We start from the raw sequence: 19,970 nt of genomic DNA on the forward strand, positions 1-19,970 counted from the left end.
GTACCAGGAGTGATCGACCTCGAAATCGGATCGCTCCGCTCCCAACTCGGCGCCCGCGGTCAGCCGAAGCACCAGCATCGCCTGCACGATCCACCTCACCCGGAAAGGGGACTTAGTTAGACCGTCTAGAAAATCTAGGCTGTGACCGCTCGATCGGCGATCCCTGGCTGCTGGTCGTTCGAGGTTGGCGCGCGTTCGGCCAACCGGCAGCGAGGGGTGCACCGACCCGAACGGTTGCACCCCTCGCTGTAATTGTGAAGCCACCAGAGCCCGTTGACGAGAGGGCCCGGAGGCGCCGAGACATTCTCGAGGGTCGATGCCGGTGAGGGTCAGGCGAAAGCGCTGCCCGCCAGCGGATGCGCGAGCAGGATCCCCGCGATGAGGACGAGTGCGGCGCTCGGCAGCACGAACTCGACGGGGCGTTTTCCGTGGCGGCTCAGCGCGGAGGGCGCCAGATGGATGAGCACGCCGACCGTGAGCAGGGCGGCGCACGTGAGAAGACCCCATCCGCCGATGAAGAGCAGACTGACTCCCGGGCCACCCGACTCGGGGATCCCGTACCAGACGGCGTCCGCGATCCAGAGTGTCGCGGCGGCGACGCCGGTTGACGCGAGAGCGACCCAGGACACAACGGAGCTAGAGCCGGTCGAGGTCGATCTCCTGGTGTCCACCTGCCGAACGCTAGGGCAGCCGACGGCGCTGGACAACGAAGCCGGAATGAACAAGAGGTGGACGTGAATCCGTCCGGCGACGGACGGCCGTGCCCCCTCAAGGAATTGCCGGTGGACTCCCGAGCGCAGCGTCGTCGTGTCTCGTTGCCCTGCGGTCGGGGATCGAGGAGCGGGGAGGGGGAGGCGCCGGCTGGTGGACCGACAGGTCGGCTTCGCTTGCAGTTCCCGCAGCGGAGGATCGCCATGCTCACCGGCGGTGCCGACTCGCTGCCCGTGAGGGGAGCTCTCGCTGAGCTGGCGGATGAGCCGATCGGCGATCGGGTTCAGCCGGTGAGCCGGCCGACCTGTTCAGCGGAGAGCTGGCGGTCGGCGAAGAGCACGACTCGTGCGGTCGGGTCTGGGCCGTGCGCGTCCGGACCCTCCCATCTGAGCGCGAGGCCGAGTCGCTCGATGGTGCGGCGGGAGCGTGCGTTGCGTTCTGCGACGACCGCGGTGACGGGCAGCTCCGGTCGGAGGCGGTGGGCGAGTTCGATGCCGGCGAGGGCGACCTCCTGCGCGTAGCCCTTGCTCCAGTGGTCGGGGTGGAGGGTGAACGCCACATTCCAGGCTGCATCGGAGAGCAGAGTGCATCCGCCCATTCCGATCAGATCCTGGCTGTCGATGGGGGAGTCGCGCCGGCGGATCACCCAGCTGCTGAGTCCGTCCCGTGTCCACTGGGTCCTTCGATACGCGATCACGGCCCGGGTCTGATCGGCGGAGAGATGGAGGAGGAGCGGATCCTCTTCCGCGATCCGCGGATCGGTGTAGAGGCGCAACAGCTCGTCCAGGTCGGTCTCGGCGGGCCGGCACAGTCGGAGCCGGTCGGTGAGCACGTCGAGGTCCCGTGGGGCACAGGCCTGTCCGTCGCTCACGCTCATGGGATGAGGTTGCCATGACCCGACCGCTCGACCAGCGTTGAGTGCGCATGTGATCCGGTCGCGCGAGGTGGCACGTACGGGGATCGGTGGCCGGAGGTCCTCAGTTGCTGACGTGAGTCAGAGTCCGCGCGTACTCGATCATCGGATGACCACCGAGCGGATGCGGCGCGGGATCCCCGTGAGGCTCGAAGCCGGACGCCTTGTAAAGCCCTTCCGCCCTATCGTTTCCGGCGCGGACGTGCAGCTTCAGGACGAGGTAGCCGAGCTGAGAGGCGGACTGGACCGCGTCGTCGAGCAGTGTCCGGCCGAGCCCGCGCCCTGTCTCGCTCGGTGCGACGGCGAGCAGTTCGAGCAGCGCACTGTGCCGGCCCGGACCATCGCCCGTGTCGACAGTGAGAGCGAACCCGAGGGGATCCGAGCCGATGACGGCGAACCGAACGAGAGGCCGGTGGAACTTCGCTCGAGCCCTCTCGGCGACCGCGTCGTCCTGACTGCATCCGTCTCGTGCTCTGAGTGCCTCCAGCCAGAGGTCGATGCAGGGCCCGCGATCGTCAGGCGAACCGGCTCGGATCTTCATGCGCTGAGGCTATCGAGGCAGCCATCGGACATGTTCCGAATCCGAGTCGCGTCCTCGTTGTGGACGCCGGCTCGCCGGCTGACGCTGGACAGCAGCTCGCCGAGGCGTGGTCGTGTCACCGAACGAGACGTCGGGCGAAGGACCGGCACATGCTCCGAGGGGCGGGCGTGCGCGAGGAGCGATTCGTACAGTGGAGGTATGAGTGTGATGAAGGAGACGGGTACCGCGCGGCGGAGCGGACGAGGGTGGACGCGGGCTGCGTTCGTGCTGGGCGTTCTCGCCGTCGTGTCCTACGCCGTCGGATACCTGGCGGTGGCCCACCTGTGGGTGGGCGATCCCCTGGTCATCGGAGTCGCGACCACGCTGCAGTACCTTCTCCCGCTGGCCGGCGTCCTCGTCGGTCATCAGGCGCGACGACACGTCGGTCCTCGCTGGGAGTCGACGGTGGGACTCGTGCTCTCCTACCTCTTCCTGGCCTTTGCCGTGGTGCCGGTCGTCATCGGCTTGGCCGGACTGCTGCTGGCACGCTGATCGATCGACGACCCGGATCATTCAGCGGTTCACGCGATTCGCCGCCGTCTGAACGATCGGCAGCTTCTTCGCACGAAGGGTGGCGGCGAGGAGCCAGCCGAGGAGGGAAGCGATTCCTGCCGTGACTGCGTATTCCGTGATGAGGCCCGCGGAGGAGGGCCAGGTCGCGTTTCCCGACGCGAGTACCAGCGCGGTGGAGGCGGCGGCGCCGATCACGAGTCCCAGACCCAGGAACGCGGCCGCCCGCCCGACGCGCGGGGTGCGGCGTGTCCGCCGGTCGAGCCAGAGACTCGAGGGAAGCCACAGGAGTGCGCCCGCGACAGTGAACGCAGCTGCCGTGCCCGCGATGAGCCCTGCTGCGGACCCGCCCGATACATCCCAGCTGCCCACAGTTCGCAGCAGCGCAAGGACCGCAACGGCAGGCCACGCCAGAATGCCCCATGCCAGTTCTCGTGTTTCCATGAGCATCATGGTCCGGCACGTCGGTGAACACGCCATGAATCAGAACGTTCAGCACTCCACGATCATGTGTTCCGTAAGGGGATCGTTGAGCGGGCCATCTTCGTCGTCCGCGTGGACTCATCCCTCCACAGGACCGGGGCACGTCTCGGGGCTGAAATCGGAGGTTGCGGTGGTTGCGTCCGGGCAGAGGCCGGTGGTCCAACCGTGATCATCCGCGTAGGAGTTGTATTCGTTTGTCAGAGAGAAGACGATCCCTGCGTTCCAGGGTGCCGTGTAGGCGAAAGAGACGACGGGATCCCCTTCATCCGTGAGAGAACTCCAGGCGAGCTCCGCCTCCTCGCCCGCTGCTGCTGCCGTGTCGAGGCATGCGACCGCGTTGATGGGCACGAGCTCGGTTTGATCAAGCACGAACTCTCCGCAGGTGTCGGCAGCGTTGCCTTCCTGCACGATCAGCGGCGCGTCGCGCAACGCGCGAGCTGCCCGGATCGGATCACCCTCCGGAGCTGGTGAACCTGAGCACGCGGCGAGCATCAGTGCGCCAGCAGCAATGAGCGCCGTAGCGGCGCAATGCGGTCCCGCCATTCCCTCGCCTGTTCGTTTCACGGCGCCACCGTACTCAAGACCGCGCCTTTGTCTACTTGCAACCGGCAGGCGGGGCCGGCACCGTCCCGTATCGGGATGGTTCACCGGGCCGATCTGGTGCCCGGCCGTGGAAGACTCGTTGGGCCGACGACAGCGGAGCGTGACGCCAGTGACTTCAGTAGTGAGCCTCATCCGCTCCAACAGCCTCTCCGGCGCAGCGCAGTAAGCGTACGCCGCGACAGTTCCCGCCGGCTCGCGCATGATCTTCCTCGCCGGAGATGTTGCACTGGACGCGGTAGATCCCCTGCCCCGGAGTTGCCGTCACTTCGTCCCTAGTCTTTTCCTATGAACGCATCGAGCTCATTGCCCTCTCTTGACGGTTACCGCTTCGCGGCTGTCCGCGACACAGTCGGCGGCGAAGTAGGACCTGAGACTGTCTTCGACTACCACGAAGCGGACGGCGAGGTGTGGGCCACCTACGCCGGCGGCGCAGTCCGGCGGGGATTCCTTGTCGGCACTCGAACCGGTGACACGGTGGCGTTCCGCTACTGCCAGCTCAACGAGGACGGCGAGACCTCGACGGGATCCTGCGTCTCCGAGATTGTTCTCGACCCAACTGGGCTGCTTCGAATGAAGGAGACGTGGGCCTGGGAATCAAAACCCGGTAATGGCACCAGCGAAGTCACGGAGATCATCGTCCCTCGCCTAGCATCGGTCGTCACAGAACCCCGAACCCGACCCTTTCACGAGTCGTAGAATGAGTGACAAGTTATAGGACAACACTGCTCGGCGCGCCGCGTTTGTGCAGTTGATCGCTAAGTGGCGGCGTCTCTTGATCGTTGCGTGGCGCTAGTAGCCGATGACGAGGATGCTGGCAGCGGCTTCGATGACGTCGTCGGTAATGGTTTCGAGGTCGTTGATCTTGAGCACGCGGGCTATCTGCGGAAAGAGTCGTTCGAGTTGGCGGAAGTTGCCGCGGGTGATGCGTTCGATGGAGGCGATGGCTTGGGCGTCGGTGAAGTCGTCGGGGTCGAGGGTGCGGCCGAGGCGCTTCCAGTGGCGGTCGAGGACGAAGAGGAGTTCGTCGCGACCGAGGGCGCGGTAATGGTGGGAGAAGCCGAGGCGGCTGTAGAGCTGCGGGTAGTGGCGGAAGCGTTGGTCGATGCCGGGCATGCCGATCAGAATTATGGAGAGGTGTTCGCGGTCGTGTCGGTCGCGGAGCAGCTCGAGTGCGGTGGGTGTGAGTCGTTCGGCTTCGTCGATGATGAGTAGCTCGACGAGGTGAGCCACTGGTCGTGCTTTGAAAGGCGGGTCAGGTTCGAGGGAGCGCAGATGTTCGTCGGCGCAGAGGCCGACTTTGATTTGCCAATGGTCGATGTCGTGCATGAGGTCTTTGGGTCGGCAGAGTACTTCGGGTGTGTAGAACACGGTGCGGGATCGGTTGGCGAGGGCGTAGTGCTTGGCGTCGTGATCTCCTCGCGGGCCCCATTCGTTGATGTAGGGCTCGAGAGCGTCCCAGTTCGCATAGCGGCGGGCGGAGTTGGTCTTGCCGACACCAGCATCACCGTGACAGATGCCGATGGTTCGTTCCTTGCGGACGGCGTTGGCGAACTCGGTGAAGCGTCGGTGCTCTTTGGTCACGATGAAGGCCTGGTTCATCACTCGTCCTCTTCATAGGTGCGTAGCCGGCGCCGATGGGGAACGGGCGCGACGCTGTGCGGCTCCTCCCGGACGGTGGCGGTGGGAATGCGGTCGTTGATGACGTGCCGGAGTTGTCGTCGGCGGGCGCGGCGGGCGGCTTCGATGTCGCGGAGGCTGAGTCGGAGGTTGGGGTGAGCTTCGTCGACGGCAACACAGACGAAGGTGTCGCGGTCGTAGACCCGGATCTCTGAGACGTCACGTGGGTCATATCGAATCGTGACGGTGTGCCCGACGAAGGGTGCGAGCGTCGGGGCGAGGTAGCGCTGGCCCTGGAAGTGAATGCCATCGCGCTGCACGACGCGATTCTTCGGAACAGTGAGAAGAAGCCCATCGAGCTGTTCGAGGCTGTCAGGCATACGCGGGAGCCAGCCGTCAGCAACCCATGCGTCTCGCGGAGAGGCTTCGAGCTCGCGATGCGGGCGCTCGTTGTAGGTCCTGACGAAGGCGCCGATCGCCTGGTCGAGGGCCGCCAGATCAAGTACTGGGTGGGGGCTTCTGCTGCCGGGCCCGAGGTGCCCCGGGAGGGTAGCGAGGAGTTCGGTGTTGATGGTGCGGAAGAAGCGTTCGATCTTGCCGCGGCCCTGGGGTCTGCCGACGATGGAATGGATGATGCGGATGCGCAGCTCGATGGCGGTGCGCTCGAGGTGGTGGCTGGTGAAGTCGGAGCCGTGGTCGACGTGGAGAACGTCAGGTATCCCGCACATAGCCCACGTCAGGTCGGGCTTTCTCCAGATCGCCTGACGGAGAGCAAGTGCTGTGTTCATCGCGGACGGTGCCCCGGCGAAGACGATGTAGCCGCAGATCGCGCGCGAATAGTCGTCCATCACGATCGTCAGCCACGGCCGATCGGGCGCGCCCCCGGTGCCCATGATGAGGATGTCGAGTTCGGTGTGATCCGCCTGCGACATGTGGTTGGGACGTTCGGCGCGTCGGCGAAACACCAGCTCGTGCTTGTCTCGATAGGCGGCCGGTCCTTCCAACGCGAGTGTTACGAGCGCCGGGTCTAGAGCTTGCACGATTTCCCTGACGGTGGCGTAGCTCGGCGCCGACAGGCCATGATGATCTGCTTCAGCGCTTGCTAGGCGGTGCAGCGTGGTCAGCGCTGGTCGCGGCCTGCTCAAAGCCAGTCGTTCGATGAACGCCACGAGCTCAGGCGGCGTTCGACGTACACCAGCGTCCGATCGCTGGTGCGGATCGAGAGCAGTGACGCCGCTTTCTCGGTAGAGCTGATGCCAGCGCTGTAGTGTGCGGAGGCCGATGCCGATGTCTCGTGCGAGGGCGGCGAGGGGTATCTGATCTTCGACGTGAAGTCGGAGAATTCGCCACCGCTCGTCACCGTCTATGGCATTTGCTACATGGCGGTGCTCTCGCGGCCGGCGAGGGCTTGCTGGTGACGGTAGAGGGTGGCGCGACTCCAGCCAACGAGTCGTGCTGCGTCTTCGGCGGTGCGGCCCTTCGCTCGAGCATCGGAGGCGATGGCGAGCTTGTCGGCGATTACTGCAGGATCGGACAGTGGGCGGCCGAAGCGTGTGCCGTTCTGCCGCGCCGCTGCGATCCCCGCATTCACCCGCTCGACGATCAGTTCGCGCTCGTACTCGGCGAGGGTGGCCAGCATGTTGAGCATCAGCCGGCCCGTCGACGTCGCCGGATCGATGCCATCAGAGATAGACCGGACGTGGATGCCGCGGTCACGCAGCAGGTTCACCGTGTTCAGGACGTCCATCAAGGAGCGGCCAAGCCGATCAACTCGCCACACGACCACGGTGTCACCGGACTCTGCATGCTCGAGGAGCTTCTTCATCCCTCGGCGCTCGATCGCGGTCTTGCTCCCGGAGGTGACATCAGCGAACACGTCGCGCTTTTGAACGCCGACAGCCACCAGCGCGTCGAGCTGCAACTGCGCATCCTGACTCGATGTGCTCACGCGGGTGTATCCAAGAAGTCTCACTCGACCAGTGTGACTCACAAACTCCTCGCAGTCATGACCCTGAGACGGTTTCTGTTGAGACGCATTTTCGAGACATCTGCGACCTCGGAATCGCGCGGACCCGACACCGCGACAGCGATGCCGACCGGGCGTCTCAGAAAGCTGTTGTTTTCCGAGATGCAGTTGATGTTGCAGGTACGGTGTCTCCGTGCCGAATAGTTTCGCTCCCGTGGACCCCGTCGCGCTCACGCAGTCTTTGATCCGATGTGCTTCGGTCACTCCGAGCGACGACGGAGCCCTCGATGTCGTGGCAGGCGTACTTGAGAGCCTTGGCTTCATCGTTCATCGGCTGGACTTCGATGGCACCCCGAATCTCTACGCCCGCCGAGGAATCGACGGACCGCACCTGTGCTTCGCCGGTCACACCGATGTCGTTCCCCCAGGCTCTAACGAGTGGAGCTCCGACCCCTTCGATGCGACACTCCGCGACGGGACGATCATCGGTCGAGGTGCCAGCGATATGAAGGGCGCCATCGCCGCTTTCCTCGCAGCGGTCTCGCAGACGCAGCCCGAAGTGCTCGACCTTGGGTCGGTCAGCCTCCTGATCACCGGAGACGAAGAGGGGCCGGCCACAGGTGGCACCGTGCGTGTGCTCGAGTGGCTCGCCGATCGCGGCGACATGCCGGACTTCACCCTTGTCGGCGAAGCGACGAACCCGGAGCGGATCGGCGACGTGATCAAGATCGGACGGCGCGGAAGCCTTAACGCCAACCTGACGGTGCGCGGGTTCCAGGGGCACGTTGCCTACCCCCACCTCGTCGACAACCCGGTGCACCGCCTCATCCGCGTTCTCAACCGACTCGCCACAACACCACTCGACGAGGGGTCCGAGTGCTTCGAGCCGTCGAGTCTCCAGATCACCACGATCGACGTCGGCAATGCGGCGAACAACATGGTGCCCGCCGAAGCAACCGCGCATCTGAACATTCGCTTTAACGACCTTCATTCAGCCGAGAGCCTCGAGGGCTTGATCCGCCGGGCGGCAGAAGAGTTCGCAACCGACTTCACCCTCTTAGTCGAGGTAAGTGGCGACCCCTTCATCACTGCTGGATCGAGCCACGTCGCGCTGTTATCCGAGGCGGTAACATCCGTGACCGGGCGAACTCCCTCGTTGGATACCGGCGGAGGAACTTCCGATGCGCGATTCATCGCCCACTATGGCGAGGTCGCCGAATTCGGCCTCATCAGCAGCACAATCCATCAGATCGACGAACACGTCGTGGTAAGCGATCTGCAGCAGCTCACAGTGATTTACCGCACGTTTCTCGCGAAATTCCTGACTCGCTGAAATCCTCGGTGATCCGACGCACGCGTAGCGCGACGTCAAGGAGCGATCAAAGACTGCCGCCACAAAGCGATCAACACCACATCCATGTGGTCATTGCTTCATTTACTCATTTGAGTTCCGGTCGGCGCCGTGCCGAAGGGGTGGTTGCACTCAGTCTACGGACGGGGCCGCCCCCGCCCTCCGATCCATTGAAGGATGCCGATCGTGACGACCGAAACCACGGCGACCAGAAGGAGGAAGGGAAGGGCACCTAGAACCAGGAACAGCACGAAGCTGTCTCCACCCTCGAGCCCGTCCATGACCGCAGCCGCGACTCTAGAAGAGTCAGGACGCCGGCGTGAGCGGCCCGGTCGTGAAGTCACTCCGACCGTCCCCGCCACAGACCTGGAAATCGGAGGGCGTGTCGATTCCCGGTCCGGCGCCGTCCGAGGTGACGAGCACCCGGACAGTCGTCGCGGTCGTCGGCGTGCAGTCGTATGCGCCGACCGCCGAGAGCTGGCCCTCCGCCTGCGCCGACTCACCCGGGGCGAGAGCCCCCGGGAACGCTTCCGCACCCGACGTGCCGGCGGTGGTGAGCTGCGTCCCATCGGCACCGAGCATCAGAACGCCCGGCCACCCGAAGTACGAGCACGCCTGATCCGAGGCGTTCGTGAGCACGATCGCGAACTCTTCCTGGCCCGCCCCGGAAAGCTCGGGCCGGTCCTCCACCGTGACCGTGAGCTGCGTGTCCCGGCACGGGTCCGCCGGCCACACCGGACCAGCCGCCGCCGCACCCGCAGTCGCGGTCGCCGCCGGAGTAGCGGGGGCGGACGTCGGGGCGGCGGTCGCGGTCGACGCCGGCGCGGCGGCCGACGTCGATGCCGGAGCCCCCGCCGTCGAACCGGCGCAACCGACGAGCGCGAACACCGGAACGGCGAGCAGCAGGGCGAGAGTCGAGTGGGAGGTCCGAGTCGTCGTCATCCGGCGAATCTACCTTTGACTGCTTACTCCCAGTGCGAGACGACGGGCGGCGGGACTTCCCGCTCGTGGTTGAGCACTCGAAAAGCGATCGCGAGGACGACGCAGACGCCGGCACCGATCAATGCGGCAGCGCCAGCCACCGTCATCCACAGCGGTTGGACAGCCGAACCGTCCACGCACAGCGGATTCCACAGGAAGCTCTCGGAGCTGGAGTAGCTTCCACGAACCTCGCACGCCTCTGCCGGATCCCACATGTAGAGAGAGGACATCAACCCGAGAGCGGCGGCGAAAACGGTGAAGATCACGGCGAAAACGAGGGGGATCGCGTGATCCGGCCGAGGAGACTGTCTAACGCTCATCGGGAGGGTGCCCCCCCCCCCCCGGAGTTGCCATCTCTCACCACTCATCGCCCAGCTTGCGGAGCCCGTTGTCCTCCGGCAGGGTCTGGCGCGAGTAGTCGTGCAGAACGTCGGGCGACGCAATTTCCTGTCCGTCACGTTCAACTTGACGGCTGGCCGCAATGACGACGCATGTCACGGCCACGATCAACGCCGCAGCAGTCGACAACGTCATCCATATCGGCTGAACGGTTGAACCATCTGAGCACAGCGGGTTCCAGAGGAACCCCTCTCCCGTCAGGCTGCCTCCGCCGCGGGTCCTGCACGTCTCGCTCGGGTCCCACATGTAAATGGAGGCTACGGCTCCCAGGGCGGCTGCAAGACCGCCGAAGACCAAGGCGAGAACGATGGGCGTCGCTGCACTCGGTTGCGGGGGCTCTCCAACGTTCATCGGGACATCATGCACTGCACTCCGAAGGATTGATCAAGAGCCGGAACGCCAGGCCCGGTATCGAGTACCCGCGGGGGGAGGTCATCGCGCCGCGACAGTGAGGTTCAGCTCTTCACCGACGCGCAGAATCTCGTCCGAAGGGAAGCGGAACGGGTTGAGGTAGAACAGGTCATCGGCCGTCATGTCGAATCGTGCCGCGACGTCCTCTGCGAGGTCGTTGCGAGCGACCGTGTACGACGTCGGCATTCCGTCCGTCGATGTCGTTTCGCCACGCGCTGCTGCACGCGGCCCGGCGTCCTGGGCGACGAGATCACTGCGTTGAGGCTTCACGCTCCATTGGACGTCAGCGACAGCAATGATCCTCATCGAGCAGTCGGGGTCGTTCTGGGGCTTGGTGGTGATGACGAGCTGATCGATCGCTGTCGGGTCGCCGTGGAACTCTGCGAGGTTCCGCCAGGCCTTGTAGGGCTTCCCTGGCTCCGCATCCGCGAGACCCATTGGGAAAGCAATGTCGAAACAGGTGGCGCCCTCATCGATCGGGTCCAGCGCTGCGATGACCGCAACGGAACCTGAGGAAGATGCGGTCGCGGCGGGAATGTCGAGCTCGTCTGATGCCAGAGCCAGCCGGCCATCAGCCGCACTCAAACGGATGCTGCCGGCCGTCCCATCGCTCCCCGTGAACGTTGCCACGCCAAGGTCACCGGTCAGTGCGGCGTCGGAGCTGCTGTCTGTGGACACCGGAGGCGGAGCCGGCGGTTCAGGCTGTGGCGTGCATCCCGTGACGACGATCAGGCATGCTGCGATCGCGACCGTTTTTCGCGCCTTCGAGAATGTCCCCACTGGCTCAGGGTAAGCGACGTCCTCGCTCTTCCCTTGGTCGTGCGGTTGGGGCGACTGGATGGAGTGGTCGCGGTTCCCTCCGCTGAGGCCAGCTAGGGGCTACAGCGCCTTGCTAGGGTCCGGACTTATGGATGAGCCCCGAAAGCGCGGACATCCGCTCGTCGTCGCGGGAGCGACGATCGCGGCTGCAGCCGTCCTCTGCGCTTTCGTGTACTACGCCGATCTGGCCGTCTTCCGGACCGAGGGGGACGTGCCGGCGGCCTCGGCCATCGACTTTCCGGCCGGAAGCGAGCTCGTCAGCGAGACCGTCGAGTGCGCCTCCGGTGGATGCTGGCGGCTATTCTCGGTGCGCCCGCCCGACGCGACGACTCCCGAGCAGCTGTCGAGCGAGCTCGGAACGACGCCGCAAGCGCGCATCGCAGGAACGCTTTGGGACCCGCGCACCATCACGGTCAGTTCCGCCATCGAGGGACCTCTCCTGAAGGTGCGGGCCGATTACTGGTCCCAAGAGTTCATCCCGTAACCACGCGCGCGAAGCGCGGTGCACCGTCGGCGTGACACGGACCAAGGAACGGGCGCTGCATCCGTTCCGTATGGGGATGGTTCACCGGCACGCAGGGTTCGAGTTGTCCTTGACTCTGCGACCCGCGCCGCGCCCGTCTCCGCCGGCAATCCAGTCGTTGACCGCTCGAGCTACGTGAGTGTTGTGACTTGCGGCCCATGAGGGATCGTTGGATGCGGATGTGAAGGCGATCATCGGTGTGTGCCGGATGCGGCCGTGACGGTCGCGCCAATGCAGGACCATCAAGCCGGCTTTTTGGCGCACTTGGATGGTCTGGTCGCGAGGGACGCGTCGGGACCACCAGACCCCGTGGACGGTGAGGTCGTTCTCTCGCAGGCTGACGCCGCTGAAAACAACCCACCGCGCAGCGAGCGATATGACGACCGCGAAGATGACGATGAAGACCAGCTGCTCGTCCAGCGCGAGGCCGGGCTTCCATACTGTCGCTGCCGGCACGCAGATCAGAGCTGCGGGCAGGAGTATGCCGAAACGGAGCTGGATATTCGGGCGAAACCGCACGAGCGCTGATTTTAGGGGGCGCCCGCCCGTTCGTCGTTCCGCACAGGGGTCGTTCAGTGGCCGGTGAGCGGGCGGGTGCTGCTCTCGCCCGCGCTGTGCGTCGCGGCCCAGAGCAGGGCGGCACCGGCGGCCCCCGTCGGTCTGTCGCGTGAGGCGTCAGCGAAGTCTCCGTTTCTCGACCGCATCGCCACAGGCCGCGTGTCCACAGCGCGTGACGCCCCGGCTGCGGATTACGGCTAGCAGCTAGCGAACGCCGCGGGCACGCTCGTAGCACCGGTAGAGCACGATCGCGCCGACGGCTGACACGACGAGTCCGATCAGAAAGCCCACGAGCAGGACCGGGCTGAGTTGGCCCCCGGTCTGATCCAGGTCCGCACGAACGCCGGCCTGAAACCCCGACACCGAGCAGAGGAAGGCGATCACGACACCCGACGCGAGCAGGCTCACGCCCTTGAGCACTTCCACCATGACCACCCCCGGTCGTGAAGCTACCGCAGAGTGTTCCATTCCGCGACCGCCTCGCCCCGTAGGAGGATCGTTCAGCGGGCTGCTGAGCCGGCGGGTGCTGCTCTCGGCCGCGCTGTGCATCGCGGCCGAGAGCAGGGCGACACCGGCGGCCCCCCGCCGGTCTGTCGCGTGCGGCGTCAGCGAAGTCCCCACTTCTCGACCGCACCGCCACAGTAGAGCCCCGGCACGCTGCCCGAGCGTCAGTCGAACTGGACGCTGCTGCGCAGCTCGCCGCCGCTCCACGTCTCGAGAACCCACCGATCGGGTCCGGGCGATGCGCCGGCCATGGCCCGTGCCGTGTCCCGTGCTGCTTCCCGGGCCCGCTCCGCGTAGCCGTAGACCCCGATGACGTCCGACGTCTCGGCCCAGAAGTCGCTCCGCAGAAGGAGGTAGTGCTCGCCGTCGATGCTGATCCTCACGCCACGGGTCCTCGCTGTTCGCGGAACGCCACAGGTGATCCGGCGCGAAGTAGCAGTCCGGTGGCGCGCGTCCCGAACAGGGATCTCTGACCGGCAGAGGGGCTCTCCGCTATGTCGTCGCTCGATCTTCCTGCGACTCGGTGATGAGCTCCTGCTTGCGTTCGGCTCTGAACGCGACAACGGTCCCTGCGAGAGCGAGTGCGGCGGCTGCGGTGAAGAGGGCCGTGGCGTCCCACCTGTAGTAGTGAATGGTCGTGCCTGGTGAGGTCTCGCTGGCTGCGTAGGTGCAAGACAGGGTATTGCCGGGCTGCGTCCAGCCGTCCCCGGTGGTGTCGTCCAGTACAGCGTCGTCGGGGTGGATCCGCACCGTTGAGTCGTTCGGAATTTGCTGTCTAAGCAGAGCTTCGACTAGGCGCTGATTTTAGCAATGGATGATACTAAGAAAGAAATCCCGAGAACAAGCATTGCTATAGAAACAAATAATACGGTGCCCGGGGTTGATGACCTGGCGACACGTTCCGCCCTGTTCCCGTAAATTCTCCGTATCATCCTCGCGTTGAAGCGCGCGTAAGCCTTTCCTTTCCATGCCAGCAATATTGCGGCGGCAACGAAAATAATGCCCGCTACTAGTTGAATATATCGTTCGTCCATTGGTTCTACTTTTCTTCTGCTCGTAGGGACAACACACTCGTCGCCACAGGAGAAACCCGAAGCGGCGATTCTGTTGCCGGCCGCCCGCTCGCCGCCAGCAGTTCTGGTCGTGGGAAAACCTAGCTCTTCCGGCACGCCTGATGAGCTGCGCGGAGTTGGACCCAAGCAGTGGGCGGTGTAGCTCGACATGTCCCGTACGGGGATCGTTCACCGCGTCAGTTGTGGTCTTCGGTAATGAGGGCTGCTAGCTCGTCGCGGGTCAACGATTCGACGGGCGCGTGCTCGACCATCGCTGAGTAGGTGCCGTCCGCCTCCTCGTAGCTGCCGGCGCCTCCGCCGAGGAGGTACGGGCGTTCGCCGTCGGAGAGGAAAAGGAGGTAGGAGGTTCCGGGCGCGAGCAGGGGTTCCTGGGTGGTCGTGTAGAGAACGCCGTCCATGACCCCGCCGGTCTGGGTGATCGTGATCTGCTCTTCCGCTGCTCCCTTGTGAACGACGGTCACTTCGAGCTGGACCTCTGTGGCAGCGATGGCGCCCTCGCGGGCTGAAGCTCGTTGTTCCTCCTCCGACAGGTCACTCAGCGGGTTCACCAGTGGGTCGTCGCCCTCGTAGGTCGGATATTGGATGACATCGCTGGTCGAGACGGCTGTGCCTTCGATGATGCGATCAGCTTCCTGCACGAGTTGAGGCAGATCGTAAAAGGGGTACTGGACGGCCATCTGCGCAGTCCGCTCAACGACCGGCTGCTCGGGAGCGCCGGCACAGCCGGCGAGGAGGGTGATCGGCAACAGAAGCGACATCGCGACTTCCGCTACGCGGGCAACTGCCTTGGACTGCATGCGCATCACCCTCTCACGAGAGATGATCCAGATCGGGGGCATCAGCCGTCCCGTATCGGGATGGGTCAGCGGTTGCGGGCAAGCCGGTTCAGCTCGAGAGAGGGCGTCCGGCGTCAGTCGTCGTCGGACCCGGCCCGAACACGGAGCCAGAACGCCGCTTCCCACGCCGCAGGATCACGGTCGTAACGCTCCGCCTCAGTGACGTACTTGTCATGTGCGCGCTGCGCGGACTCGTGGTTCCACTCCCTGATCGCGGCGTCGTTGAGAAGCTGCCCACCGAAGTGCACGATCTCGTCTCGGTAGTCACCCATCGCCTCGTTCATCCACTCTCCGGGGTCGGCGGCCTGCGTGTGAGTGGCGAGATACGCGTTCCATCGCGCGTCCAGCTGAGCCCGAAGCGGGTCCGGGTCGCGGTCGGGGGATGAAGGCTGCTCCATGACCGGAACCCTACGACTCGGTCTTCGGCCGCATCGTTCTCGTCCCCGTGGCGAGCGAGAGGCGGAGGAGGACCGCCCAATTCCACAGGGGTGCTTCAGCAGGTGGACGAGGGCGGTCCTAAGATTCGGGGGTGGGCATCACCATTCCCCGCATGGCCGCGACGATCGAGCGGCGTCTTCTCGTCAACTTCCGGGTGGACCCCGTCGTGATTGAGTCTCTGCTGCCCGAGGGGCTCCGTCCGCAGATCGTCGACGGGAGCGCGGTGGCGGGCGTCTGCCTGATCCGGCTGGGAAATTTCCGGCCGATGTGGGTCGCACCGAGGATCGGCCACCGGAGCGAGAGTGCGGCCCATCGAGTGGCTGTCGAGTGGGACGGGCCCGACGGGATCCGGACCGGAGTGTTCATCCCGCGCCGGCACAGCGCTTCGCGTCTCGCCCAAGTCGCGGGTGGGCGGGTGTTCCCGGGCGTCCATGAACGCGCTCGGGTGAGATCCGTCGAATCGGACGACGACCTGAGTGTGACCGTCGACGCCGCCGATCTTCGTGTCGCTGTCGACGCCCACGTTGTCCCGCCCGAGACGTTCACGAGTTCACTGTTCGCCGACCTGTCCGCGGCGTCCGATTTCTTCCGGAAGGACGCTGTCGGCTGGTCGCCGACGCGAGCGGGGCGGCTCGAGCCGCTTCGGCTGGACACCCACGCCTGGCGCGTGGAAGCGGCTCGCACGACGCGTGTCCAATCGAGCTTCTTCGACGCGCTCCCCACCGGCTCCGCTTCGTTCGACCACGTACTGGTCATGCGGGATGTCCCGGTGGTGTGGAGCAGTCTTGGAGAGGCTGCGCCTGCCGCTCGGCCTTGACCGGCGGGTGCGGAGCATGCGGTCACCCATCCTCCGCGGAACGGTCGGCGGACGGGTGCGGAGGGGTCACCGTTCGGCGTCGCGCTGTACTTGGTGCGCCTCATCACCGGCGGCCGCGCTTGGGGTGTTGCCGCGGGCGCGCTGACGGCCGCAGTCGCCTTCGCATCGAAGCTCCGGCGAGCAAGGCGGACGAGCGCGATCTGGCGTCTCGTAAGGGGATCCTCGAGCGGAGAGTTGCGAAGCGGATCTCGTCTGAGACGATCGGCTCGGATCGGACACCACTAGGCATGAGCACGCCACCGGAAGCAGCAGCACTCGCGCGAGACGCTGCGGCGCGCACTGATGACGCCGCCCTGATGGACGGCGCGAGGCCAGGCGACCGGGCTGCGTTCGGCCGGCTCTACGACCGGCACGCGGCGACGACCTACCGCTACGCCCTCAGCATCGTTCGCACGCCCAGCGACGCCGAGGACGTCGTGCAAGACGTATTCCTCACCACGTGGACGCGGATCAACGACGTCGCGATCGTGGACGCATCCGCCCTTCCATGGCTGCTCACCACCGCCCGGTTCACCGCGCTGAACCTCGTCCGAACCAAGACCCGTGCACGGAACCGCACCGAGGACGCGGACCTGTCCCTGCACCCGGATCGACGTGGCACCCCTGACGAAGAAGTTGCGAGGCGCCAGCTCGCCGCGGCGATCGAGGAAGCCGTCTCCGAGCTCTCCGACACCGATCAAGCGCTGTACTACCTGTGTATCGAGCAGGGCAGCAGCTACGCCGACGCCGCGAAAGCACTCGGCTCCACCCACGGCGTTATCCGCAACCGGCTCAGCCGGCTCCGGACCGCGCTCCGCACCACCCTGCGCCCCTTTGAAAGGGAGAACTGATGACCCACGACCTCGGCCCGACCACGGGACAGCTCACCAGGATGCGCGCCACCATCCTCACCGACATCGCTGCCCGCCACCGCTCCACCAAGCGCCGCCGCCTCGTCGGGCTCGGCCTCGCGGCCGTCGTCGCGATCGGCACCAGCGCCGCCGCGATCACCGTAACGCAGGCTAGCAACGACGAAGCCAACACGAGTTTCGACTGCTACTCCGTCGCCGACGTCCGCGCGGACCACACCACGAGCATCCTCGTGGACGACGACCGCAACGCATTCGAGCTGCTTCCACTGTCCGAGCGGGTCGCCGCCGCCCTCGAACGATGCGAAGCGAGCTGGAGCGCCGTCCCCGACGAGCCCTACCCGGGAAGCGGACCCATCAACGTACCTAACCCGACGGTCTGCGTCCTCGCGGACACCAGGCTCGGCGTCTTCCCGAACAGAGCGGGCCAGCCCACTGGCCCCTTCTGCGAAGGACTCGGCCTGGCAGCGCCGGCACTCGCGGCATCTGCCGACTGAGCCATCCCACGGAAGGCGTTACGTCCCGTAAGAGGATCGACTGGCGGGCTATTCCTCGATCGGTTCAGCGCCCTCGAGCGGAGTCAGCGTCGCCCAGAATCCGTTCCCGGAACTGAGGTACAGGCGGAGGGGCTGGTCGGTGTCCATCGGGTCTCCGTCCGGGTAGAGGTCGGTGCCGCTGCACGCATCAGGCATCGACACGACGCGGATTGTCTCTCCTGCAATGAACGGTCCCTTCTCTGTCTCATCCACGGTGACCATGTATGCGGATGCTGCGACGCTGAAGACGCTCTGAGTTCCCGAGGCGCGAGGGGAGGCGGTCGTGATGACCGCTTCGGCGACCTCGTAGCGGGCTTCCGCGGATCCAAAATACGCCCAGCCCGGGCATCCCGACGTCTGCACCGCCGGCGCGCAGCCGGCGGCGGTGAGCAGCGCCGCTCCGGTTGTGAGTGCGGCAGCAACTCGAATGCGGTGACGCGAACCCGAGGTCATGCCGGTGACGCTACCCGCTCAGCTCCGTCCCATATGGGGATCGGCTAACGAGACCGCGTGCCGTACAAGGCGCTCTTCACTCCCCGCCGTTCACTCACCGAATGAGCGAACAAGCTGTGCCCGTCGACGTTCTGCGCGTGCACGGTGCGTCACCGCTGGCGCGATGATGTCGTGCTCGTCGTGGAGGGCGATCCGCGCGTGGTGTCGGTTAATCTCGTCGCTGTCCTCTGCGATGAGTTCGATTGCTCGTCTGGGTCGGTCGGCGCGGAATAGTACTGCCCAGCGCACCTCGACCGACCGGTCGCGCGCCAGCCGGAGCAACTGCTCGTCATTGGGGTACTGGAGTCCGCCCTCTGCGGCTCCGGCGCGGACGGCGCGATCGCGGTCGGTGATGAGACGCTCCATCTGTGTCAGGGAGATGCGGGGGTTGCGCGCGCACATGCCGCGGACAACCGGTGACGGGTCGGTGAGAAGCGACTCGAAGATCTCCAAGTCGTCGGTGGTCTGAGCCGTCCGGCCACGAGTCTCCCCGAAGGGATCCGCCGCGAGTGTTCTCTGTACCGCAAGGGCGAGCGACCTTTGGTCGTCGTCCGCGTACAGGTGGGCAAGGATCGCACGGACCCACTTGTCCGTTGATTTCGCCGCGATCTCGTGGAGTTGCGGGCGTTCACGAAGGCTGCTGGCGGCGGCGAGGCGCACGGCGTCGACGTCATCAGCGAGGAGACGCCCGATCGTCAGGTCATCCGCAGCGGCGTTCTCGGCAACAGCGATGCGCACCTGTTTCGACTCGTGCCCGGCGAGTGCCCGCAGGAGCACAGCGTCCACCGACGACTCTGCCCGAAACTTTGCCGAACGAATTGAGGGCATGACCACGATCATGTCAGCAGGCGTCGCGGTCGATGCGGGGGAACCAGTCCCGTACCAAGGCGGTAGGAGTTTCAGTCTCGATAGCCGATCGTGCACCGGACGGATTCGTTAGGGGTTCTCGCTCGCCGGCCCTTCTGTGTCAGCGAGGAAGGCGGCGGCGAGTCGAGCGACCTTCTGGCGGTATCGCTCGCCGGCTCCGATGCCTCGCGCGTCGAGCTCGTCATCGACCTCGACAAGCGGCTGCGCAGCTGCCGGTCCGTCGTGACCGATCCGGTCGTGCACCCAGGATGAGAAGGAGCGGAGATCCCAGTCGCCGGTGAGGAAACGACGGCATGCGACGCGCAGCGCGAGAAGCGGGATCTCCTCACCGTCCCGATCCAATGGCCGCGCGCCCGCTTCGATGAGTGCCGCCGAGCTGAGGTCGAAGACGTCGGCGGGAGTGGCGCTGGAGTAGAGGGACGCGAGAGCGACAAGGGACTCGCTGTCACTCCCTGCTGCGACGAGATTCGCTGCCAGAGCGATCACGTCTCGGGGCTGGACCAGCCCGAAGAAGAGAGCGGCTGTCGTTTCGCGCAGGGTCGGGATCGAAGGGTCATCACGGTCTTCTGCATCGTCTCGCATCCGACCTCCTCCGACCAGTCGCTCGCTGCCGCCCCGCGCTGCTGTCGCGGCGGCGGCGTCAGCGCGACTCGACACGTCGATCGGAACCGGTCGGTGACAGGTCGGCCCGTGGCTGAACCCGTGCTCGAGCTCGTAGACGCATTCCGAGCAGACGTGACCGCCGGCCGGTCCGGCATCCGCGACGTGCTCCACCCACGGGTGAGAGCACGCGCAACAGGCCTCAGCGAGCAGGGAGCGGAACCGAGCGCGGCGCGAACGGCGCGCGTCAGCTCGCGGGCGCCAACGCGAGAGGCCGAACATCCCGTGAGCGTAGCGAGCGCATCGCCACGCCGTCGCGCGCTCCGCCGTGCTTCCATCGCTTCTGGCGTCCCGTAAGGGGGTCGCTGAGCAGGAACTTCTCGAGTCCCGCGGTGCCGATGATCGGTGCCGTGTGGCGGTACCGTCGTTGCCCCTTTCGTAGAGGACCTCTGTGATCACCGTCAGCAGGTCAGG

At 65.7% G+C, this 19,970-nt stretch carries 27 protein-coding genes; 7 read left to right on the forward strand and 20 right to left on the reverse strand.

Annotated features, from left to right (window positions below; translation table 11 throughout):
• Positions 1 to 329 precede the first annotated feature (329 nt).
• The 3 genes from C5C30_RS08230 to C5C30_RS08240 all read right to left on the reverse strand — a co-directional run bounded on the left by C5C30_RS08230 (position 330) and on the right by C5C30_RS08240 (position 2,165).
• Positions 330 to 671: a hypothetical protein gene (locus C5C30_RS08230; RefSeq protein ID WP_146081495.1), complete on the reverse strand. Its 342-nt coding sequence runs from the start codon at positions 669 to 671 to the stop codon at positions 330 to 332.
• A gap of 323 nt (positions 672 to 994) precedes the next feature.
• Positions 995 to 1,588 (reverse strand): GNAT family N-acetyltransferase, encoded by a 594-nt coding sequence (locus C5C30_RS08235; RefSeq protein WP_104333514.1) that lies wholly within the window; start codon positions 1,586 to 1,588, stop codon positions 995 to 997.
• Between the two features lie 100 nt (positions 1,589 to 1,688).
• Positions 1,689 to 2,165 (reverse strand): GNAT family N-acetyltransferase, encoded by a 477-nt coding sequence (locus C5C30_RS08240; RefSeq protein ID WP_104223376.1) that lies wholly within the window; start codon positions 2,163 to 2,165, stop codon positions 1,689 to 1,691.
• A gap of 198 nt (positions 2,166 to 2,363) precedes the next feature.
• On the opposite strand from C5C30_RS08240, the gene C5C30_RS08245 reads away from it, so the two are divergent.
• Positions 2,364 to 2,696 (forward strand): hypothetical protein, encoded by a 333-nt coding sequence (locus C5C30_RS08245; RefSeq protein ID WP_104226378.1) that lies wholly within the window; start codon positions 2,364 to 2,366, stop codon positions 2,694 to 2,696.
• 21 nt (positions 2,697 to 2,717) lie between these two features.
• Here the strand turns inward: C5C30_RS08245 and C5C30_RS17310 are convergent, their stop codons facing one another.
• Together C5C30_RS17310 and C5C30_RS08255 are read right to left on the reverse strand one after the other, a co-directional pair.
• Positions 2,718 to 3,167, reverse strand: a complete 450-nt coding sequence (locus C5C30_RS17310) for a hypothetical protein (protein WP_146081496.1) — start codon at positions 3,165 to 3,167, stop codon at positions 2,718 to 2,720.
• A 108-nt stretch (positions 3,168 to 3,275) separates the two neighbouring features.
• Positions 3,276 to 3,761 carry a hypothetical protein gene (locus C5C30_RS08255; RefSeq protein WP_146078953.1) on the reverse strand — a complete coding sequence of 162 codons (486 nt, stop codon included), beginning with the start codon at positions 3,759 to 3,761 and terminating at the stop codon, positions 3,276 to 3,278.
• A 324-nt stretch (positions 3,762 to 4,085) separates the two neighbouring features.
• On the opposite strand from C5C30_RS08255, the gene C5C30_RS08260 reads away from it, so the two are divergent.
• Positions 4,086 to 4,496, forward strand: a complete 411-nt coding sequence (locus C5C30_RS08260) for a hypothetical protein (protein WP_104223373.1) — start codon at positions 4,086 to 4,088, stop codon at positions 4,494 to 4,496.
• 93 nt (positions 4,497 to 4,589) lie between these two features.
• On the opposite strand, the gene C5C30_RS08265 is transcribed toward C5C30_RS08260, so the two are convergent.
• From C5C30_RS08265 to C5C30_RS08275, 3 genes are read right to left on the reverse strand one after another with little or no spacing between them, the layout of a single operon-like run.
• The gene (locus C5C30_RS08265; RefSeq protein ID WP_104267943.1) at positions 4,590 to 5,399 is read right to left on the reverse strand and encodes an AAA family ATPase; all 810 of its coding nucleotides are present in this window, start codon (positions 5,397 to 5,399) and stop codon (positions 4,590 to 4,592) included.
• A complete protein-coding gene (locus C5C30_RS08270; protein WP_104333516.1) occupies positions 5,399 to 6,784 on the reverse strand; it encodes a Mu transposase C-terminal domain-containing protein in 1,386 nt (461 codons plus the stop codon). Before C5C30_RS08270 ends, C5C30_RS08265 begins: the two co-directional genes overlap by 1 nt.
• Before the next feature lie 8 nt (positions 6,785 to 6,792).
• A complete protein-coding gene (locus C5C30_RS08275; RefSeq protein WP_104223370.1) occupies positions 6,793 to 7,389 on the reverse strand; it encodes a recombinase family protein in 597 nt (198 codons plus the stop codon).
• Between the two features lie 208 nt (positions 7,390 to 7,597).
• On the opposite strand from C5C30_RS08275, the gene dapE reads away from it, so the two are divergent.
• Positions 7,598 to 8,716, forward strand: a complete 1,119-nt coding sequence (gene dapE / locus C5C30_RS08280) for a succinyl-diaminopimelate desuccinylase (protein WP_219813989.1) — start codon at positions 7,598 to 7,600, stop codon at positions 8,714 to 8,716.
• A 324-nt stretch (positions 8,717 to 9,040) separates the two neighbouring features.
• Here the strand turns inward: dapE and C5C30_RS08285 are convergent, their stop codons facing one another.
• The 4 genes from C5C30_RS08285 to C5C30_RS08295 form a co-directional block, all read right to left on the reverse strand.
• Positions 9,041 to 9,622, reverse strand: a complete 582-nt coding sequence (locus C5C30_RS08285; RefSeq protein ID WP_146085357.1) for a DUF4232 domain-containing protein — start codon at positions 9,620 to 9,622, stop codon at positions 9,041 to 9,043.
• A 77-nt stretch (positions 9,623 to 9,699) separates the two neighbouring features.
• Positions 9,700 to 9,981, reverse strand: coding sequence for a hypothetical protein (locus tag C5C30_RS08290; protein ID WP_104223367.1), 282 nt, complete (start codon positions 9,979 to 9,981; stop codon positions 9,700 to 9,702).
• A 91-nt stretch (positions 9,982 to 10,072) separates the two neighbouring features.
• Positions 10,073 to 10,465 (reverse strand): hypothetical protein, encoded by a 393-nt coding sequence (locus tag C5C30_RS17315; protein ID WP_104223366.1) that lies wholly within the window; start codon positions 10,463 to 10,465, stop codon positions 10,073 to 10,075.
• Positions 10,466 to 10,546: 81 nt separating this feature from the next.
• Positions 10,547 to 11,305 carry a LysM domain-containing protein gene (locus C5C30_RS08295; RefSeq protein ID WP_146081497.1) on the reverse strand — a complete coding sequence of 253 codons (759 nt, stop codon included), beginning with the start codon at positions 11,303 to 11,305 and terminating at the stop codon, positions 10,547 to 10,549.
• A 127-nt stretch (positions 11,306 to 11,432) separates the two neighbouring features.
• On the opposite strand from C5C30_RS08295, the gene C5C30_RS08300 reads away from it, so the two are divergent.
• Entirely contained in the window at positions 11,433 to 11,828 is a 396-nt protein-coding gene (locus C5C30_RS08300; RefSeq protein WP_104333518.1) for a hypothetical protein, read from the forward strand.
• Positions 11,829 to 11,909: 81 nt separating this feature from the next.
• On the opposite strand, the gene C5C30_RS17320 is transcribed toward C5C30_RS08300, so the two are convergent.
• The 5 genes from C5C30_RS17320 to C5C30_RS08330 form a co-directional block, all read right to left on the reverse strand.
• Positions 11,910 to 12,386 carry a hypothetical protein gene (locus C5C30_RS17320; RefSeq protein WP_146081498.1) on the reverse strand — a complete coding sequence of 159 codons (477 nt, stop codon included), beginning with the start codon at positions 12,384 to 12,386 and terminating at the stop codon, positions 11,910 to 11,912.
• Between the two features lie 243 nt (positions 12,387 to 12,629).
• Positions 12,630 to 12,854, reverse strand: a complete 225-nt coding sequence (locus C5C30_RS08310) for a hypothetical protein (RefSeq protein ID WP_146079300.1) — start codon at positions 12,852 to 12,854, stop codon at positions 12,630 to 12,632.
• Between the two features lie 239 nt (positions 12,855 to 13,093).
• Positions 13,094 to 13,312, reverse strand: a complete 219-nt coding sequence (locus tag C5C30_RS08315) for a hypothetical protein (RefSeq protein ID WP_104261700.1) — start codon at positions 13,310 to 13,312, stop codon at positions 13,094 to 13,096.
• Positions 13,313 to 14,178: 866 nt separating this feature from the next.
• The gene (locus tag C5C30_RS08325; protein ID WP_146081499.1) at positions 14,179 to 14,799 is read right to left on the reverse strand and encodes a hypothetical protein; all 621 of its coding nucleotides are present in this window, start codon (positions 14,797 to 14,799) and stop codon (positions 14,179 to 14,181) included.
• Between the two features lie 113 nt (positions 14,800 to 14,912).
• Entirely contained in the window at positions 14,913 to 15,236 is a 324-nt protein-coding gene (locus tag C5C30_RS08330) for a hypothetical protein (protein WP_104261697.1), read from the reverse strand.
• 131 nt (positions 15,237 to 15,367) lie between these two features.
• Here C5C30_RS08330 and C5C30_RS08335 point away from each other — a divergent pair, with 131 nt between their 5' ends.
• From C5C30_RS08335 to C5C30_RS08345, 3 genes are all read left to right on the forward strand, one after another.
• Entirely contained in the window at positions 15,368 to 16,093 is a 726-nt protein-coding gene (locus C5C30_RS08335) for a DUF2071 domain-containing protein (protein WP_219813990.1), read from the forward strand.
• 287 nt (positions 16,094 to 16,380) lie between these two features.
• On the forward strand, positions 16,381 to 16,983 hold the full coding sequence (locus tag C5C30_RS08340) for an RNA polymerase sigma factor (protein ID WP_104333521.1): 603 nt from the start codon (positions 16,381 to 16,383) through the stop codon (positions 16,981 to 16,983).
• Positions 16,983 to 17,498, forward strand: coding sequence for a hypothetical protein (locus C5C30_RS08345; RefSeq protein ID WP_104223349.1), 516 nt, complete (start codon positions 16,983 to 16,985; stop codon positions 17,496 to 17,498). Before C5C30_RS08340 ends, C5C30_RS08345 begins: the two co-directional genes overlap by 1 nt.
• A 48-nt stretch (positions 17,499 to 17,546) precedes the next feature.
• On the opposite strand, the gene C5C30_RS17325 is transcribed toward C5C30_RS08345, so the two are convergent.
• The 3 genes from C5C30_RS17325 to C5C30_RS08355 all read right to left on the reverse strand — a co-directional run bounded on the left by C5C30_RS17325 (position 17,547) and on the right by C5C30_RS08355 (position 19,478).
• The gene (locus tag C5C30_RS17325) at positions 17,547 to 17,990 is read right to left on the reverse strand and encodes a hypothetical protein (RefSeq protein WP_146076925.1); all 444 of its coding nucleotides are present in this window, start codon (positions 17,988 to 17,990) and stop codon (positions 17,547 to 17,549) included.
• Positions 17,991 to 18,080: 90 nt separating this feature from the next.
• Positions 18,081 to 18,869, reverse strand: coding sequence for a hypothetical protein (locus C5C30_RS08350; RefSeq protein ID WP_104308778.1), 789 nt, complete (start codon positions 18,867 to 18,869; stop codon positions 18,081 to 18,083).
• A 96-nt stretch (positions 18,870 to 18,965) separates the two neighbouring features.
• Complete coding sequence (locus C5C30_RS08355; RefSeq protein ID WP_104223346.1) at positions 18,966 to 19,478, reverse strand: hypothetical protein; 513 nt, start codon at positions 19,476 to 19,478, stop codon at positions 18,966 to 18,968.
• Positions 19,479 to 19,970: the final 492 nt, after the last annotated feature.

Source organism: Rathayibacter sp. AY2B5, from assembly GCF_002931645.1.
Classification (GTDB): Bacteria; Actinomycetota; Actinomycetes; order Actinomycetales; family Microbacteriaceae; genus Rathayibacter.